The 14,390-nt window shown below is 72.1% G+C and carries 15 protein-coding genes; 8 read left to right on the forward strand and 7 right to left on the reverse strand.

Going from position 1 to position 14,390, the window contains the following annotated elements:
• The 3 genes from ACFYPJ_RS09705 (at position 1) to ACFYPJ_RS09715 (ending at position 3,062) form a co-directional block, all read left to right on the forward strand.
• On the forward strand, positions 1 to 771 hold the full coding sequence (locus ACFYPJ_RS09705; RefSeq protein ID WP_389013136.1) for an ABC transporter permease: 771 nt from the start codon (positions 1 to 3) through the stop codon (positions 769 to 771).
• A gap of 126 nt (positions 772 to 897) precedes the next feature.
• Positions 898 to 2,184: an ABC transporter ATP-binding protein gene (locus ACFYPJ_RS09710; protein WP_389013138.1), complete on the forward strand. Its 1,287-nt coding sequence runs from the start codon at positions 898 to 900 to the stop codon at positions 2,182 to 2,184.
• Positions 2,181 to 3,062, forward strand: a complete 882-nt coding sequence (locus ACFYPJ_RS09715) for an ABC transporter permease subunit (RefSeq protein WP_389013141.1) — start codon at positions 2,181 to 2,183, stop codon at positions 3,060 to 3,062. Before ACFYPJ_RS09710 ends, ACFYPJ_RS09715 begins: the two co-directional genes overlap by 4 nt.
• Positions 3,063 to 3,351: 289 nt before the next feature.
• Here ACFYPJ_RS09715 and ACFYPJ_RS09720 read toward each other — a convergent pair whose 3' ends face one another.
• Positions 3,352 to 3,693, reverse strand: coding sequence for an ATP/GTP-binding protein (locus tag ACFYPJ_RS09720; RefSeq protein WP_389013144.1), 342 nt, complete (start codon positions 3,691 to 3,693; stop codon positions 3,352 to 3,354).
• 222 nt (positions 3,694 to 3,915) lie between these two features.
• Between ACFYPJ_RS09720 and ACFYPJ_RS09725 the strand changes: the two genes are divergently transcribed.
• Complete coding sequence (locus ACFYPJ_RS09725) at positions 3,916 to 4,944, forward strand: LLM class flavin-dependent oxidoreductase (protein ID WP_389013146.1); 1,029 nt, start codon at positions 3,916 to 3,918, stop codon at positions 4,942 to 4,944.
• Positions 4,945 to 5,037: 93 nt separating this feature from the next.
• Here ACFYPJ_RS09725 and ACFYPJ_RS09730 read toward each other — a convergent pair whose 3' ends face one another.
• Complete coding sequence (locus ACFYPJ_RS09730; protein ID WP_389013149.1) at positions 5,038 to 5,430, reverse strand: SCO5389 family protein; 393 nt, start codon at positions 5,428 to 5,430, stop codon at positions 5,038 to 5,040.
• A 299-nt stretch (positions 5,431 to 5,729) separates the two neighbouring features.
• On the opposite strand from ACFYPJ_RS09730, the gene nucS reads away from it, so the two are divergent.
• A complete protein-coding gene (gene nucS, locus ACFYPJ_RS09735) occupies positions 5,730 to 6,413 on the forward strand; it encodes an endonuclease NucS (protein ID WP_389013151.1) in 684 nt (227 codons plus the stop codon).
• A 50-nt stretch (positions 6,414 to 6,463) separates the two neighbouring features.
• On the opposite strand, the gene ACFYPJ_RS09740 is transcribed toward nucS, so the two are convergent.
• The 4 genes from ACFYPJ_RS09740 to ACFYPJ_RS09755 all read right to left on the reverse strand — a co-directional run bounded on the left by ACFYPJ_RS09740 (position 6,464) and on the right by ACFYPJ_RS09755 (position 11,365).
• Complete coding sequence (locus tag ACFYPJ_RS09740; protein WP_389013988.1) at positions 6,464 to 8,989, reverse strand: ATP-binding protein; 2,526 nt, start codon at positions 8,987 to 8,989, stop codon at positions 6,464 to 6,466.
• Positions 8,990 to 9,251: 262 nt separating this feature from the next.
• A complete protein-coding gene (locus tag ACFYPJ_RS09745; protein WP_003997851.1) occupies positions 9,252 to 9,575 on the reverse strand; it encodes an STAS domain-containing protein in 324 nt (107 codons plus the stop codon).
• 175 nt (positions 9,576 to 9,750) lie between these two features.
• Complete coding sequence (locus ACFYPJ_RS09750; protein ID WP_389013155.1) at positions 9,751 to 10,599, reverse strand: 3-hydroxyacyl-CoA dehydrogenase family protein; 849 nt, start codon at positions 10,597 to 10,599, stop codon at positions 9,751 to 9,753.
• Positions 10,600 to 10,723: 124 nt separating this feature from the next.
• Positions 10,724 to 11,365 carry a TetR/AcrR family transcriptional regulator gene (locus ACFYPJ_RS09755; protein WP_389013158.1) on the reverse strand — a complete coding sequence of 214 codons (642 nt, stop codon included), beginning with the start codon at positions 11,363 to 11,365 and terminating at the stop codon, positions 10,724 to 10,726.
• A gap of 91 nt (positions 11,366 to 11,456) precedes the next feature.
• On the opposite strand from ACFYPJ_RS09755, the gene ACFYPJ_RS09760 reads away from it, so the two are divergent.
• From ACFYPJ_RS09760 to ACFYPJ_RS09770, 3 genes are read left to right on the forward strand one after another with little or no spacing between them, the layout of a single operon-like run.
• Positions 11,457 to 12,239 (forward strand): ABC transporter ATP-binding protein, encoded by a 783-nt coding sequence (locus ACFYPJ_RS09760; protein ID WP_389013160.1) that lies wholly within the window; start codon positions 11,457 to 11,459, stop codon positions 12,237 to 12,239.
• Positions 12,240 to 12,249: 10 nt separating this feature from the next.
• Positions 12,250 to 12,999: an ABC transporter permease gene (locus tag ACFYPJ_RS09765; protein ID WP_389013163.1), complete on the forward strand. Its 750-nt coding sequence runs from the start codon at positions 12,250 to 12,252 to the stop codon at positions 12,997 to 12,999.
• Positions 13,000 to 13,026: 27 nt separating this feature from the next.
• A complete protein-coding gene (locus tag ACFYPJ_RS09770) occupies positions 13,027 to 13,599 on the forward strand; it encodes a cob(I)yrinic acid a,c-diamide adenosyltransferase (RefSeq protein ID WP_389013165.1) in 573 nt (190 codons plus the stop codon).
• Positions 13,600 to 13,722: 123 nt separating this feature from the next.
• On the opposite strand, the gene ACFYPJ_RS09775 is transcribed toward ACFYPJ_RS09770, so the two are convergent.
• Positions 13,723 to 14,283, reverse strand: a complete 561-nt coding sequence (locus ACFYPJ_RS09775; protein ID WP_389013168.1) for a hypothetical protein — start codon at positions 14,281 to 14,283, stop codon at positions 13,723 to 13,725.
• Positions 14,284 to 14,390 lie beyond the last annotated feature (107 nt).

The raw sequence follows: 14,390 nt of genomic DNA on the forward strand, positions 1-14,390 counted from the left end.
ATGGCGGCCGCGCAGGTCATCCGGTCCGAGTGGACGAAGATCCGGTCCGTGGCGTCGACGGTGTGGACGCTGTCCCTCGCCGTGGTCGTCACGATCGCCCTCGGCATGCTGATCTCCGCCCTGTCGCGGAGCCAGTTCGACGACATGCCCGCCCGGGAGCGGGTGTCCTTCGACCCCACGTACGTGAGTTTCGCGGGCATGACCCTGGGCCAGCTGGCGCTGATCGTGTTCGGGGTGCTGGTGGTGTCGAACGAGTACAGCACCGGCATGATCCGCACCTCGCTGGCCGCGGTCCCGCGCCGCGGTACGTTCCTGTTCAGCAAGATCGCGGTGGCCGCCGCGCTGGCCCTGGTGGTCGGCATGGCGACGAGCTTCGCCGCGTTCTTCCTCGGGCAGGCGATGCTCGGCTCCCACCGGACGCAGCTCGCCGACCCCGGGGTGCTGCGGGCGGTCGTCGGCGGCGGGCTCTACATGACCCTGATCGCCGTGTTCTCGATGGGCGTCGCCTCGATGCTGCGCTCACCGCTGCTGTCGCTCGGCATCCTGATGCCGTTCTTCTTCCTGATCTCGAACATCCTCGGCAACGTCGACGCCACGAAGAAGATCGGCCGGTTCCTGCCCGACCAGGCCGGCAGCCGGATCATGCAGGTGGTGCCCCGGGTGGACGACAGCCCCCCGTACGGGCCCTGGGGCGGCCTCGGCATCATGGTGCTGTGGGTGCTCGCGGCCCTGATCGGCGGTTACGCCCTGCTGAAGAAACGGGACGCATAGTGCTCGTGGGCCTTTGCAGTCCCTTGAGCGGAACCGTCAGCGCCCGGCTAAGCTCCTAACCCTTACGGGGGCGTTGCCCCGTCGTCCTGAACTGTTCGAGGCAAACCTTCCGATGGGGACCGGAGCATGATCGAGGCTGTCGGCCTGACCAAGCGCTACGGCGACAAGACCGCCGTCCACAACCTTTCCTTCCAGGTGCGGCCCGGGGCCGTCACCGGCTTCCTCGGGCCGAACGGCTCGGGCAAGTCGACGACCATGCGGATGATCCTCGGCCTGGACAATCCCACCGCGGGCTCGGTGACGATCGGCGGCTACCCCTACCGGAAGCTGCCGAACGCTCCCCGCCAGGTGGGCGCGCTGCTCGACGCGAAGGCGGTGCACGGCGGCCGGGCCGCCCGCAGCCACCTGCTCTGCCTGGCCCAGCTGTCCGGCATCCCGGCCCGCCGGGTGGACGAGGTCCTCGGCGTCGTCGGTCTCCAGGACGTGGCCGGCAGGCGGTCCAAGGGCTTCTCGCTGGGCATGGGCCAGCGGCTGGGCATCGCGGCGGCGCTGCTCGGCGACCCGCAGGTGCTGCTGTTCGACGAGCCGGTCAACGGGCTCGACCCCGAGGGCATCCTGTGGGTGCGGAACCTGATGAAGGCGCTCGCCGCGGAGGGGCGGACGGTGTTCGTCTCCAGCCACCTGATGAGCGAGATGGCGCTGACGGCCGACCACCTGATCGTCATCGGGCGCGGACAGCTGCTCGCCGACATGAGCGTGTCGGACTTCATCTCCGCCAACTCCGCCGACTTCGCGCGCGTACGGACGCCGGACACCGAGCCCAAACTGCGCGAGAAGCTGACCTCCGCGCTCACCGAGGCGGGCGGGCAGGTGCTGCCGGAGCAGGACGGCGCGCTGCGCGTCACGGGGCTGCCGCTCCCCCGCATCAGCGAGCTGGCGCACGAGTCCGACGTACGGCTGTGGGAGCTGTCGCCGCACCAGGCGTCGCTCGAAGAGGCGTACATGCGGATGACGCAGGGCGCCGTCGACTACCGCTCCACCACCGACCAGAGGGCGGGGCTCCAGCAGCCGCTGCCGCCCGGGGCGCAGCCGCCGATGCCGGTACCGGGTCAGGGCCAGCCGGGCTGGTACGCGCCGCCGGCGCCCCAGCAGGGCAGCCAGGCGTTCGCGATGCCTCCGGGACCGCAGGGGCCCGGCGGGGCGCCCAACGGGCCGTACGGCGGGCAGGGAGCGCCCGCCGGGCCGTACGGCGCGGCGGGGGGCACGCCCAATCCGTACAGCGCGCCGGCGCCCGCTGCGGGGCACCCGAACCCGTACGCCCAGCCGGCCCCGCAGCCGCCCCAGGCACAGCCGCCGGCGGGTGCGCCGGCCCAGCCCGCCGCCGACCCGACCGAGCCCGAGGACGCCCGATGAGCACCCACCAGCCCCCGATGCCCCAGGCAGTGCCGGACCCGGCCCTGCGGCAGTCGGCGCCCGACGGGTCGTACCCCGGTTACACCTCGCCGATCCCGGTGGTGCGCACGCACCTCGGGCATGCGCTCGCCTCCGAGTGGACGAAGATCAGGTCGGTGCGCTCGACCATGTGGACGCTCGGCGTGTTCGTCGTCCTCGTGGTCGGCATCGGCCTGCTGGCCGGTCTGCTGGTCAGCCGCGCGGCGTCGGACTCGTCCGGCGACAACTCACTGGCCCTCGGCTTCTTCGGACTGCTGCTGGGCACCATGTGCATCATCACGCTGGGCGTGCTGACCACGGCGTCGGAGTACGGCACGGGCATGATCCGTACGACGGTGACGGCCTGCCCCTCCCGAGTGCGGGTGCTGGCCGCGAAGGCGATCGTGTTCTTCCTCCTCGCCTTCGCCATCACCCTGATCTGCACCGTCGTCGTCGCCCTGGCGCAGACGTCCATGCTGGACAGCGTCCCCGGCGCGCAGCGGCCGACCGGTGAGGAATGGCTGAAGGGCACGGTGGGCGTCAGCCTGTACGTCGCGCTGCTCGGGCTGCTCTCGCTCGTCGTCGGGTCGGTCATCCGGCACTCGGCGGGCGCCATCACCATCATGATCGGCGTCCTGCTCGCGCCGCTGGTGATCGCGCTGTTCATGTTCTCGCAGTCGCTGGAGAAGGTGCGCGAGGCGCTGTTCGAGTACTCGATCCCGAACCAGATGGCCGTCTTCTACTCCAACTCGCTGAGCCGTTCCGGCCCGTCGGGCTGGGATCCGCTGTGGATCGCGCTGGGCGTGACAGCGGTCGTGTTCGCGGTGGCGTGCTTGCTACTGGAGAAGCGGGACGTTTAGCTCCGCTGGTGGGGCGGATGGTTTGGGTTCGCCCGGCGGTGGGGCTCGTTGGCGGCTGCTGGTGCGTCGTGGCTTGGCGCGCAGTTCCCCGCGCCCCTGCGGGGGCGTCCGGTGTCGGGGCCCGTACGTAGCGGCGGGCGCGTCAGGGCCCATGGGGCGGTAGGACTCGTAGGCGGCTGCGGGTGCGTCGTGGCTTGGCGCGCAGTTCCCCGCGCCCCTGCGGGGGCGTCCGGTGTCGCAGGTCGTGCCTAGGTGCGGGTACGTCGTGGCCGGGTGTGTGGTCCCCTGGTCAGAATTTCGGGACGTTTCTGGACCGCTGTACCCGTGTGGTGCGGCGGTCCTTCGCGTTCCAGCATGCCTTGTGCCAATGACGGCGGTCGTCGACGCCCGCGTGCTCCGGCCAGGCCACCACGTGCGGGACACCGGAAGCGATCACCTGGTCACAGCCGGGGCAGCGGTACGTCTTGCCCACAGCGCTGGCGCCGGCGACATGGCGCACGTTCCACTCCTCGCCCTGCCAGGACTCCGTGGACTGCCAGCCGCCGTAGCGGTCGGCGCGGTCGTCCTCGGCGCTCCGGCCGGACGAAGCCACACCCTTGGGGTCCTTGGGCCGGTTGCGACGCGGGGACACGGGACACCTCACGGGGCTGTACAGGAAGCAGGGGCCGCATCCAGCCTACGCGGCCCGCGCGGGGGTACGCGAAGGGCGTCAAACCGCATAAGTCACCGTCCAGAACCAGGCATTCTGCAGACAATCCGTACATCCCTCCCCGGGCCGTGTCCTTGGCACGTGTCGGCCGGTTATGCCGGGGTGGGGGAGCTCCGTGTCGGAGCCAGGAAAGCAGGAAACACCATGCACCTTGGAACTTTTGTGCTGGCCGCCCAGTTCCCCGGGCAGGGACAGGGGGAGGCGCTGCACCGGGCGGTCCGTTCGGCGGAGGCCGCCGAGGAAGCGGGGCTCGACGCGGTCTGGCTGGCCGAGCACCACTTCGTGCCGTACGGCACTTGTCCGTCCGCGATCACCCTGGCCGCGCTGCTGCTCGGCCGCACCCGTCGCATCCGGGTCGGCACGGCCGTCAGCGTGCTGCCCACGGCCCATCCGGTCGCCCTCGGCGAGCAGGCCGCGCTGCTCCACGTCACGAGTGGCGGGCGTTTCACCCTGGGCGTGGGCCGTGGCGGCCCTTGGGTGGACCTGGAGGTGTTCGGCTCGGGCCTGGCCGCGTACGAGCAAGGGTTCCCCGAATCACTCGATCTGCTGGTGCGCTGGCTGCGCGAACCGGCGGTCGCGGCCGCGGGCGAGCGGTTCGCCTTCCGCGAGGTGCCCGTGGTGCCCCGCCCGGTGGAGGCCCTGACGGACCTGCCGGGACCCGAGGTCGTGGTGGCCTGCACCTCGCGGGCGAGCGTGCGGCTGGCGGCCGAGCGCGGCCTCGCGATGCTGCTCGGGATGCACGTCGGGGACGAGGAGAAGGCCGAGATGATCGACGCGTGGCGGCAGTACGCGCACGCGGCGGGACGGCCCGCGGACGAGATCGCCGGCGCCGCCCATGTCTCCGCGGGCGTCTGCCAGATCACCGACCGGCGCACCGACGCCGTGGAGACGCTGCTGAAGTCGTTGCCGGGATGGCTGAAACAGGGCCTGGAGGCGCATGTGACCGTGGACGGCCGGAAGCGGGGGATGCGCGATCCCGTCGCCTACACCGAACTCCTCTGCGGGCTGCACCCGGTGGGCACCCCGCGGCTGTGCGCCGACCGGCTCGCGGCCACCTCCGAGCGGACGGGCATCTCCCGCTTCGCCCTGCTCGTCGAGGGTTCGGGCGACCTCGCGACGACGGAGGAGAACGTACGACGGCTGGGCACCGAGGTCCTCCCTCAACTGCGCTGACGCCGTTCTGCTCCCCTGTCGGGCGGGGAGCTTGCCGCCCCGGTACTGGTTGCACCTCCCGCGGGTGGAGCGGCAAGCAGGCAGCTCACATCGTCAGCAGTCCCGCAGTTCGGGCGACTGGTTGAGCAACTGGCCGCGCACCGAGGTGAAGCGGGCCAGCCTCTCGTCGGCCGAGGCGTCCAGCGGGAACACCGCCACGCGATGGCAGTTCTGGAATGCCAGCCGTACACCGAAGTGGCGCTGCAGCGCGCCGCGCATCGCGTCACTCGCGAGCGCACGCAGCAGTTGTCCGCGCGCCTGCTCGTCGGGCGGCGGCGTCTGGTTGTCGGCGAAGTCTCCGCCGTCCACCTTCAGCTGGGCCACCAGGGAGCTGATCATCTCCCATGCGTAAGGCAGGGAGGTCCGGACGCAGTCGACGAATTCGGCTTCGTCGACCTCGCCTCGCTCGGCCTGTTCGAGTAGGGCCGGTGAGACGTCGAGCGACATGGGTTCTCCTCTCGCACCCCCGAACAGCAGGGGTTGCCGGACAGGTAAGGGGAGCACGCGGCAACCGGACACGCTGAGTACACGTGCCGCGACCTCCCGTTCCTACGGTAGGCAACAGACGGTGACGCCACCACCAGAATGCGTACATGGATCGATCTCTTTGAGCACACAATCGGCCACGGATGAACAACTGTTTACACGGGCACGAGGGACGGCCCACCGTGACCCGGCCGGGGAGACGACGGGAGACCGGTGGGCGAATCGCGGGTGGCGGGGCGCGTCCAGTAGCGTTGCCGACCATGCGTCTCGTCATTGCCCGGTGCTCCGTCGACTACGCCGGCCGGCTCACCGCCCACCTCCCCTCGGCTCCCCGTCTGATTCTGGTCAAGGCGGACGGCAGCGTCTCGATCCACGCGGACGACCGGGCCTACAAGCCCCTCAACTGGATGTCGCCGCCCTGCACGCTGAAGGAGGAGACCGGGGACGCCGGGGACGGCGCCGGCGGCGTGTGGACCGTCATCAACAAGGCGGGCGAGAAGCTCATCATCACGATGGAGGAGATCCTCCACGACTCCTCGCACGAACTCGGCGTGGATCCCGGCCTGATCAAGGACGGGGTGGAGGCGCACCTCCAGGAACTGCTCGCCGACCGCATCGAGACGCTCGGCGAGGGCTACACGCTGATCCGCCGCGAGTACATGACGGCCATCGGCCCGGTGGACATCCTGTGCCGGGACGCGGCGGGGCAGACCGTCGCCGTCGAGATCAAGCGGCGCGGTGAGATCGACGGCGTGGAGCAACTCACCCGCTATCTGGAGCTGTTGAACCGCGATCCGCATCTCGCCCCGGTCCGCGGCGTCTTCGCCGCCCAGGAGATCAAGCCCCAGGCCCGGGTCCTCGCCACCGACCGGGGCATCGGCTGCCAGGTGCTGGACTACGACGCCCTGCGCGGCATCGAGGACGACAAGCTGCGGCTGTTCTGAGCCGCAGCGGCGCGGGCCGGATCCGGGGTACGGATCCGGCCCGCGCCGTCTCAGGCGATGTCTTCCCGGCCGCTCGCGACACCGCTCGTCCCCGCCGACGCGGTGGGCGGGGGCCCGCCGGCCGAGTCGGACATGGACGGCGAGGACGGCGGCGGCGGCGAAGTCGGTGGCTCGCTGGTCGGCGGCGGGGTGGACGGTGTCACGGGCGGTTTCGACGTCGACGGCCCGGAGGTCGGCGGTTTCGACGTCGGTGAACTGCTGGTGGACGGCTCGGACGGCGGGTTCGGCGTGTCGTGACCGCCCGAGCCGCCCGTCCCGCCGGGCTGGTCCGAGGCCCCGGTCGTGGCCGACGCCGACGGAGTCGGGGCGTCCGAGGCGCCGGGCGTGCCGCCGGAGCCCGGGCCGCTCGGTGTGGCGGTCGCCGCGCCGGTGGCGCCGCCGCCGTCGTCGTCCGGGGTGCCCGCGCCCGGGGCACCGTCGTCGGTGCCCTGGCCGGCGGACGGGCTGACGTCGATGGTGCCGGACGGGTTGTCGGCGCTGTCGTGGGACGTCATGCCGAGCGTCACCACCGTGCCGAGCACGGCTGCGAGCAGGACACCGGATCCGGCCGCCACGGCGTTGCGGCGGGCCATCCGGCGCAGCCTGCCCCCGCGGGACTCGGTCGCCGGAGCCGGAGCCGGAGCCGGGACCGGGGCGCCGATCCGCTGGGTGACGGCTGTGTCGCCGAACCGCGGTGCGGTGGACGGGAAGGCCGCCTGGACGCCGGCGGACGGCAGGACGGACTCGTCGTGGCGCGCGTCGGGCACCTCCTCGCCCGCGGTGGCTCCGACCGCGGGCACGCCCCCCGTACGGTCGACGACCAGGGCGAGGGCGCGGCGGCCGGCCACGGCACCGCGCTTGTCGGCGAGCGCGCCGCGCAGGCCGATGGACGCCTCCAGTTCGGCGCGGGCCCGGTCGAGTTGTCCGCCGCAGAGCGCGAGGATGCCCAACTCGTGGTGGAAGTAAGCCTGTTCGGCGACGTCACCGGCCAGCCGGGCGGCCTCGGCGCCGGACCGCAGCGCCCGCTCCCAGGCGCCCCAGTGCAGGCCCGAGGCGAAGGCGGGCGCGGCCGCGCGGGCGAGCTGCACGGCGGGGTTCGCCGGGTCCTCGCCGGGTGGCATGCCGACCGGCACCAGGACGGCCAGCGCGGCGAGCACCGCGTCGGCCTCGGCGCAGACCCGCTCGGGCGTGACCGAGGGGTGGCCGGCCCACCAGGAGTAGTGCTGGGCGGCGGCCAGGGCCTCGGTGACGAGGTCGTCGGCGTATCCGGCGGCCTCCAACTGCACCTGCACGCCCGCCGCGAGCCGGTAGCGGGGGCCGGCCGCGGAGACCAGTCCGCAGCCCGCGAGTTCGCCGAGCGCGGCGTCCGCGTGGGTGTCGCCGATCAGGGCGGGCAGGTGCGCCTGGTGCGGCAGCTCGCCGCCGAGCGCGACGGCGAACCGCAGCGTGGTACGCGCCGAGGCGCTCAGCCGGGACGCGAGCAGCGGCGCGGGCGCCGCGGCCTCGCCGAGGGACGGCAGGGGCACCGCGTCGGCGGCGCCGGCGTCCGCGCCGAAGGCCACCGGGCCGCCGCCCGGCTCGCCCGCGGGGCGTACGTTCTCGAAGACCCCGAACTCGTCCACGGCGCCGGTCTCGGCCCGCTGCCGGTCGCGCTGCCGCAGCAGGGCCGCGGCCTGGACGAACCGCAGCGGCAGGCCCTCGGACTCGAACCAGAGGTCGCCCGCCCAGTTGGCCTCTTCCTCGGTCAGGACGCGGCCGGCGGCCCGCTCCAGCAGGTCCGCGCTCGCGGCGCGGTCGAGGCCGGGAAGGAAGACCTCCTCGACGGTGGAGTCGGCGGACGGCGCGGGCACCTCGGGGGTGGCGGCGATCAGGAAGGCGCACTCGGGGGTGGCCACGAGCAGCTCGTCGAGGGCAGCCCCGCCGAACTCGATGTCGTCGAGGACGACCACGGCGCCGATCTCCCCGACCAGGCCGAACAGTTCCTCCCGCTCCGGCCGGTACCGGGGGGCGTCGTACACGGCGTGGAAGAGGTCGTACAGCAGCTCGCCCGCCGTGCGGTGGAAGCCGCTCAGGCGGACCACGCCGTCCGGGGCGAGGTCCGTGCAGTCCTCGGCGACGAGGTCGAGCAGGGCGGTGCGGCCGGACCCGGAGGGCCCGGTGAGGCGTACGGAGCGGCCGCGGGCCAGCAGCCGGACCAGGCGTTCCCGCTCGTCCTGGCGGGCCAGGAGCGGCAGCGTGGGCTGTGCGGGGCCCGGCGGCACGGGCGGCCGGGCGGCGCGGGCGGCCTCGGCCCGCTCGGCGGCGGTGAACTTCACGGGCCGGCCGGGCCGCTCGCCCGGCGGGCAGGGTTCGATCTCGCTGCCGTCGACGGGGTTGACCGTCAGCAGGTGGTCGCCGGAGACGAGCCGTACCGTGCGGACGGGCACGGGTGTGCTCTGGCCGAAGTCCGGAGTAAGGGATTCCCCGCGCGGGCGCGGGCGCGGCGTGAAGCCGTCGCCCCGGCCGTGGTCCTCGGGTCCCGGGTTGATCGGGTCCATAGGTGTCAAGCCCCCAAAAGCGTCGTGTGCCCGTGTCCGGCCCCTCCCGGCCTCCTGCACGCCGCGCTGTCGCTTCTGGTCCGGGCCCGCTTGAGGGTCGCGTGGCAGCGGGCGACCGCACCTTAAACCTTGGCACAGTGTCCACGGCAAGCCGGGGTACCGGACGGCCCGAGACATCACGGTCTCATGAGGATTGCGTACGACGTGGGGTTATGGGGCGTGCGCCCTGGTCCACCCCGTCGGCGGGCGCCGGGCTGCGGCATCACACCCGGGGCAGGGACTCGACCCCGATACCTCCCTCGATGGCCAGGATCCGGTGCAGCCGGGTGGCGACCAGCAGGCGCTGCATCTGGGGCGGAACACCGCGCAGCACCAGGCGCCGGCCGCAGCGGCCGGCCCGCCGGTGCGCCCCCATGATCACCCCGAGCCCGGTGGCGTCCCAGGAGTCGAGTTCGGACAGGTCGAGCACCAGGTCGCCGGCGCCGTCGTCGACGGCCGAGTGCAGGACCGTACGGGCGTCCGCCGCGCTGCGGACGTCGAGGCGGCCCCCGACGACCAGCTCGGCGTGGTCGCCCCTGATGTGCATATGCGCTCCCCGTGAGTGCTGCGGCGTACTCCCATGACAGTGCCAGTGCTGTGCACCGTCTGACTGCTTCAGTGGCATTCAGGTTGCCGTCTGTAAGCGAACCGATACCGAATTCACCCCCGGGGGTGATACCCCAGGGGCTTGTGCGGTCTCAGTGCTGCCACCCGACCGGATGTCAGTAGGTGTAGAAGCCCTGCCCGCTCTTGCGTCCGATGTCACCGGCGTCAACCATCCGGCGCATCAGCTCCGGCGGCGCGAACTTCTCGTCCTGCGACTCGGCGTAGATGTTGCCGGTGGCGTGCAGCAGGATGTCGACGCCGGTGAGGTCCGCCGTGGCGAGCGGGCCCATGGCGTGGCCGAAGCCGAGCCGGCAGGCCAGGTCGATGTCCTCGGCGGTGGCGACCCCGGACTCGTACAGCTTGGTCGCCTCGACGACGAGCGCCGAGATCAGCCGGGTGGTGACGAACCCGGCCACGTCCCGGTTGACGACGATGCAGGTCTTGCCCACGGACTCGGCGAACTCCCGTGCGGTGGCGAGGGTTTCGTCGCTGGTCTTGTAGCCGCGGACGAGTTCGACCAGTTGCATCATCGGCACCGGTGAGAAGAAGTGCACGCCGACCACCCGCTCCGGGCGCTCGGTGACCGCCGCGATCTTGGTGATCGGGATGGCCGAGGTGTTGGAGGCGAGCACGGCCCCGGGACGCACGAGCTTGTCGAGCGCGCGGAAGATCTCGTGCTTGACCTCCAGCTTCTCGAAGACGGCCTCGACGACGAGGTCGGCGTCGGCCGCGGCCTGAAGGTCGGTGGTGGCGGTGATGCGGGCCAGCGCGGCGTCGGCGTCGTGCGCCTCCATCCGGCCCTTGCCCACGAACTTGTCGTACGAGGCCCGGATCGCGTCGGTGCCGCGCTTGAGGGCCTCGTCGGTGACGTCACGCAGGACGACGTCCCAGCCCGCCTGAGCGGCGACCTGGGCGATGCCGGACCCCATGAGGCCGGCCCCGACGACGGCGAGCTTCCCTGCCACTCCGACTCCCCTCACCCGCTGTTCGCGTACGCTTCTCCGGCGGACCCTAGCGCCCCGGAGCCGCTGTGTGACCGGTAAGTAACGCGGGTCACGTCTCACTTGACGGACGTCACACCGGCAGCGGTCAGCGCTCGCCCCGCACGGCGTAGTTGAGCACCTTCTCGCTCAACAGCTCCTCGATGTCGTCGAGGAGGACGAGCACCTCACGTGATACTTCGTCCGGTTTGCGCCCGGTCATCATCTCACGACCGATATGAACGACTGCCGTCTGATGGACCCAGCAGAGCTGACCGGCGATCAGCCCGGGCAGGGGGTCGCCGTCGGCGGCGGCCGTCTCCGCCCGCAGGGTCCCCTCCAGGGCGCCCTGGATCTCCTGTTGCAGGGCCCAGAGCCGGGAGCGCAGCGGCGGCGACTCGTGGATGACCTGCATGAAGCGGCCGTAGCCGGTCATGAGGCCGACCCGGGGTGAGACCGCCTCGACCTCGGCGCGCAGTTCGCGCAGCACGGCGCGGGCGGCGGACTCCCCCGCGTCCCGGCCGCGCACCCAGCGGGCGAGCTGGTCGACGACGTCGGCGGACCGGTCGAAGAACAGGTCCTCCTTGGCCGGGAAGTAGTTGTAGACGGTGTTCACCGAGACGTCGGCCGCCTCGGCCACCTCCGCCATCGTCACCGTCACGAAGCCGCGCTCCAGGAACAGCCCGGTCGCGATGTCCGAGATCCGCTGCCTGGTCTCGCGCTTCTTCCGCTCCCTGAGCCCTTCCGCCATGCCCTCATCGTAGGTGCGCCGGGCACTCACTGGAGTGGCTGTAACTTTGGTGTCATTGCAAAATTGGTGAGGGTCTGTTTTTCTGGGCGGCATGGCAATCATCAGTACGGCCGGGCTGGCCCGTACCTTCCGGACGAAACACGGCCCCGTGGCGGCGGTGCGGGGCATCGACCTCACCGTCCGCCCGGGCGAGATCCTCGGCTTCCTCGGCCCCAACGGCGCGGGCAAGACGACCACCCTGCGGATGCTGACCACGCTGCTGCGGCCGACCGGCGGCGCGGCGACCGTGGCCGGCCACGACCTGGCCACGGACCCGGCCGGGGTGCGGCGGGCCTGCGGGTACGTCGCCCAGACCAGCGGGGTCGACGGGCAGCTCACGGTGCGGGAGGAACTGGTCACCCAGGGCCGTCTGTACCGCCTGCCGAAGTCCCGCGCCGTCGAACGGGCCACGGAACTCGCCCGCGACCTCGACCTCACCGGCCTGCTGGAGCGCCGGACGTCCACGCTCTCCGGCGGCCGGCGGCGCCGCCTGGACATCGCCATGGCCCTCACCCACCGCCCCCGGCTGCTGTTCCTCGACGAGCCGACGACCGGCCTCGACCCGGCCGCCCGCACCGACCTGTGGGACCTGGTCCGCCGGCTGCGCGACGAGCACGGCACGACGGTCTTCCTCACCACCCACTACCTGGACGAGGCGGACGCCCTCGCCGACCGCCTGGTGATCGTCGACCGGGGCGTGGTCGCCGCCGAGGGCACGCCGAGCGCGCTCAAGCTGCGGCACTGCGGCTCCCTCGACGCCACCCTCCAGGACGCCTTCCTCGCCATCACCGGCCGCGGTCCGTCCCCGGCCGCCCCCGCCCCCGTAGCCGTATAGGACCCGCCCGATGCTCCTGAACGACACCGCGCTCATCTACGGACGCTGTCTGCGCCAGTCGCTGCGCTCCCGTTTCGGTCTGCTGTTCGGCATCCTGATGCCGCTGCTGTACCTGGTCTTCTTCGGACCGCTGCTGACCCGGCTGCCGCTGGGGGCGCCGGGCAGCTCCTGGCAGGTGCTGGTCCCCGGCCTGCTGCTGCAACTGGGCCTGTTCGGCTCCCTGTTCGCGGGTTTCGCGATCATCATCGAGAACGGGCAGGGGGTGGTCGAGCGGATGCGGGTGACCCCGGTGAGCCGGCTCGCGCTGCTGCTCGGCCGGGTGCTGCGGGACGCGACCGTCCTCGTCGGCCAGGCGGTGCTGCTGGTGCTCGCCGCGGTGGCGATGGGCCTGCGGGCCCCGCTGCCCGGGGTGCTCATCGGTTTCGCGTTCGTCGCCCTGCTCACCGTCTCGCTCGGCTCGCTGTCCTACGCGTTCGCGATGAAGGTGAGCACGCCGCAGGAGTTCGGCCCGGTGGTCAACGCGGTCTCGATGCCGTCGATGCTGCTGTCCGGTCTGATGCTCCCGATGGCCCTGGCGCCGGGCTGGCTGGACCTGCTCTCCCGCTTCGTCCCGCTCCGCTACCTGGTGGACGCGGTGCGGGACGCCTACGTCGGCTCGTACGCCACGGACCGCATGCTGTACGGCGTCCTGGTCGCGGTCGGCTTCGCCGCGCTCGCCGTGACGGTGGGCACGCGGGTGTTCCGTACGGCTGGAGCGTGACGGCCGGGACGTAACTACGCTGGTCCCATGGTCAATCTGACACGCATCTACACCAGGACCGGCGACCAGGGCACCACGAACCTCGGCGACATGAGCCGGGTCGCCAAGACCGACCTGCGGATCGCCGCGTACGCGGACGCCAACGAGGCAGGCGCGGTGCTCGGCACGGCGATCGCGCTGGGCGGCCTCGACCCGGAGGTCACCGAGGTCCTCACCCGGGTGCAGAACGACCTCTTCGACGTGGGCGCGGACCTGTCGACCCCGGTGGTGGAGGACCCGGAATTCCCGCCGCTGCGGGTCGAGCAGTTCTACGTCGACCGGCTGGAGGCGGACTGCGACCGCTTCAACGAGCGGCTGGCGAAACTGCGCTCCTTCATCCTGCCGGGCGGCACCCCCGGCGCGGCCCTGCTCCACCAGGCATGCACGGTCGTCCGCCGCGCCGAACGCTCGACCTGGGCGGCCCTTGAGGCACACGGCGACCTCATGAACCCGCTCACCGCGACCTACCTCAACCGCCTGTCCGACCTGCTGTTCATCCTGGCCCGCACGGCGAACAAGGAGCGCGGCGACGTGCTGTGGGTCCCGGGCGGAGAACGCTAGGAACACCGCGGGGGCGCTGGGAGCGCCGGGTCCGCCCCGCGAACACCCGAAGGGGCGCGGGGACCCGCGCGACCAGCCCCCCACCCCGACCATGCCGGGGGAGCCCGCCCGGCCGGCGGCCCGTCACGCCCCGTCCCTCCCGGCCGAGCGCCCCGGTTCCCGCTTGGGAAACACCGTGTAGCTGACGGCGATCACCAGGTTGATGCCGATCAGCCACACCATCCTCGACTGCCACGCCCGCAGCGAACCGGTCTCGCCCGCACCGCCGACGTACCAGATCGCGGCCTGCAACAGGGCGATGGCGACGGCGCTGGCGACGATCCACCGCGCCGCCGTCCGCCACTCGTGGACCGCGCGGGCCATGCCGTACTTCGGCGGTTTCACCGGCGGCGGCCCGCCGGCGAAGCGATGGGCGACCCGGGCGTCGGCCCACGTGACCATGGAGTGCCCGAGACCCACCGTGAAGCCGATGTAGACGGCGGCCAGCCCGTGCCGCCAGTCCGGCTGCGCACCGTTCTTCAGGTCGATCGCGGTCACCGCGAACAGGACGACCTCCAGCAGTGGCTCGCACAGCAGCAGGGCCAGCCCGGTGCGCGGCATCCGCAGCACGTAGCGAAAGGCCAGTCCGGCTGCCAGCAGCACCCAGAAGGCCACCTCACAGACGATGATCAACCCGACGATCACGGTTCGCTCCCTTCGGTCACCTCTCAAGGCTCCCGGTCCCGGCCGCCGGTTTCGTCGTCGGCTGCGATGAACTCGTGGTACATCGAAAGATGCAGTCACCGACCCTT

It is taken from the genome of Streptomyces sp. NPDC006012, from assembly GCF_042871185.1.
Classification (GTDB): Bacteria; Actinomycetota; Actinomycetes; order Streptomycetales; family Streptomycetaceae; genus Streptomyces.

Excerpts from the sequence above, each read along its gene's own strand:
- ACFYPJ_RS09770 (WP_389013165.1), top strand. The coding sequence starts at position 13,027 with ATGGTCAATCTGACACGCATCTACACCAGGACCGGCGACCAGGGCACC.
- ACFYPJ_RS09705 (WP_389013136.1), top strand. The coding sequence starts at position 1 with ATGGCGGCCGCGCAGGTCATCCGGTCCGAGTGGACGAAGATCCGGTCC.
- ACFYPJ_RS09740 (WP_389013988.1), bottom strand. The coding sequence starts at position 8,989 with ATGGACCCGATCAACCCGGGACCCGAGGACCACGGCCGGGGCGACGGC.
- ACFYPJ_RS09760 (WP_389013160.1), top strand. The coding sequence starts at position 11,457 with ATGGCAATCATCAGTACGGCCGGGCTGGCCCGTACCTTCCGGACGAAA.
- nucS (WP_389013151.1), top strand. The coding sequence starts at position 5,730 with ATGCGTCTCGTCATTGCCCGGTGCTCCGTCGACTACGCCGGCCGGCTC.
- ACFYPJ_RS09765 (WP_389013163.1), top strand. The coding sequence starts at position 12,250 with ATGCTCCTGAACGACACCGCGCTCATCTACGGACGCTGTCTGCGCCAG.
- ACFYPJ_RS09755 (WP_389013158.1), bottom strand. The coding sequence starts at position 11,365 with ATGGCGGAAGGGCTCAGGGAGCGGAAGAAGCGCGAGACCAGGCAGCGG.
- ACFYPJ_RS09725 (WP_389013146.1), top strand. The coding sequence starts at position 3,916 with ATGCACCTTGGAACTTTTGTGCTGGCCGCCCAGTTCCCCGGGCAGGGA.
- ACFYPJ_RS09745 (WP_003997851.1), bottom strand. The coding sequence starts at position 9,575 with ATGCACATCAGGGGCGACCACGCCGAGCTGGTCGTCGGGGGCCGCCTC.
- ACFYPJ_RS09730 (WP_389013149.1), bottom strand. The coding sequence starts at position 5,430 with ATGTCGCTCGACGTCTCACCGGCCCTACTCGAACAGGCCGAGCGAGGC.
- ACFYPJ_RS09715 (WP_389013141.1), top strand. The coding sequence starts at position 2,181 with ATGAGCACCCACCAGCCCCCGATGCCCCAGGCAGTGCCGGACCCGGCC.
- ACFYPJ_RS09710 (WP_389013138.1), top strand. The coding sequence starts at position 898 with ATGATCGAGGCTGTCGGCCTGACCAAGCGCTACGGCGACAAGACCGCC.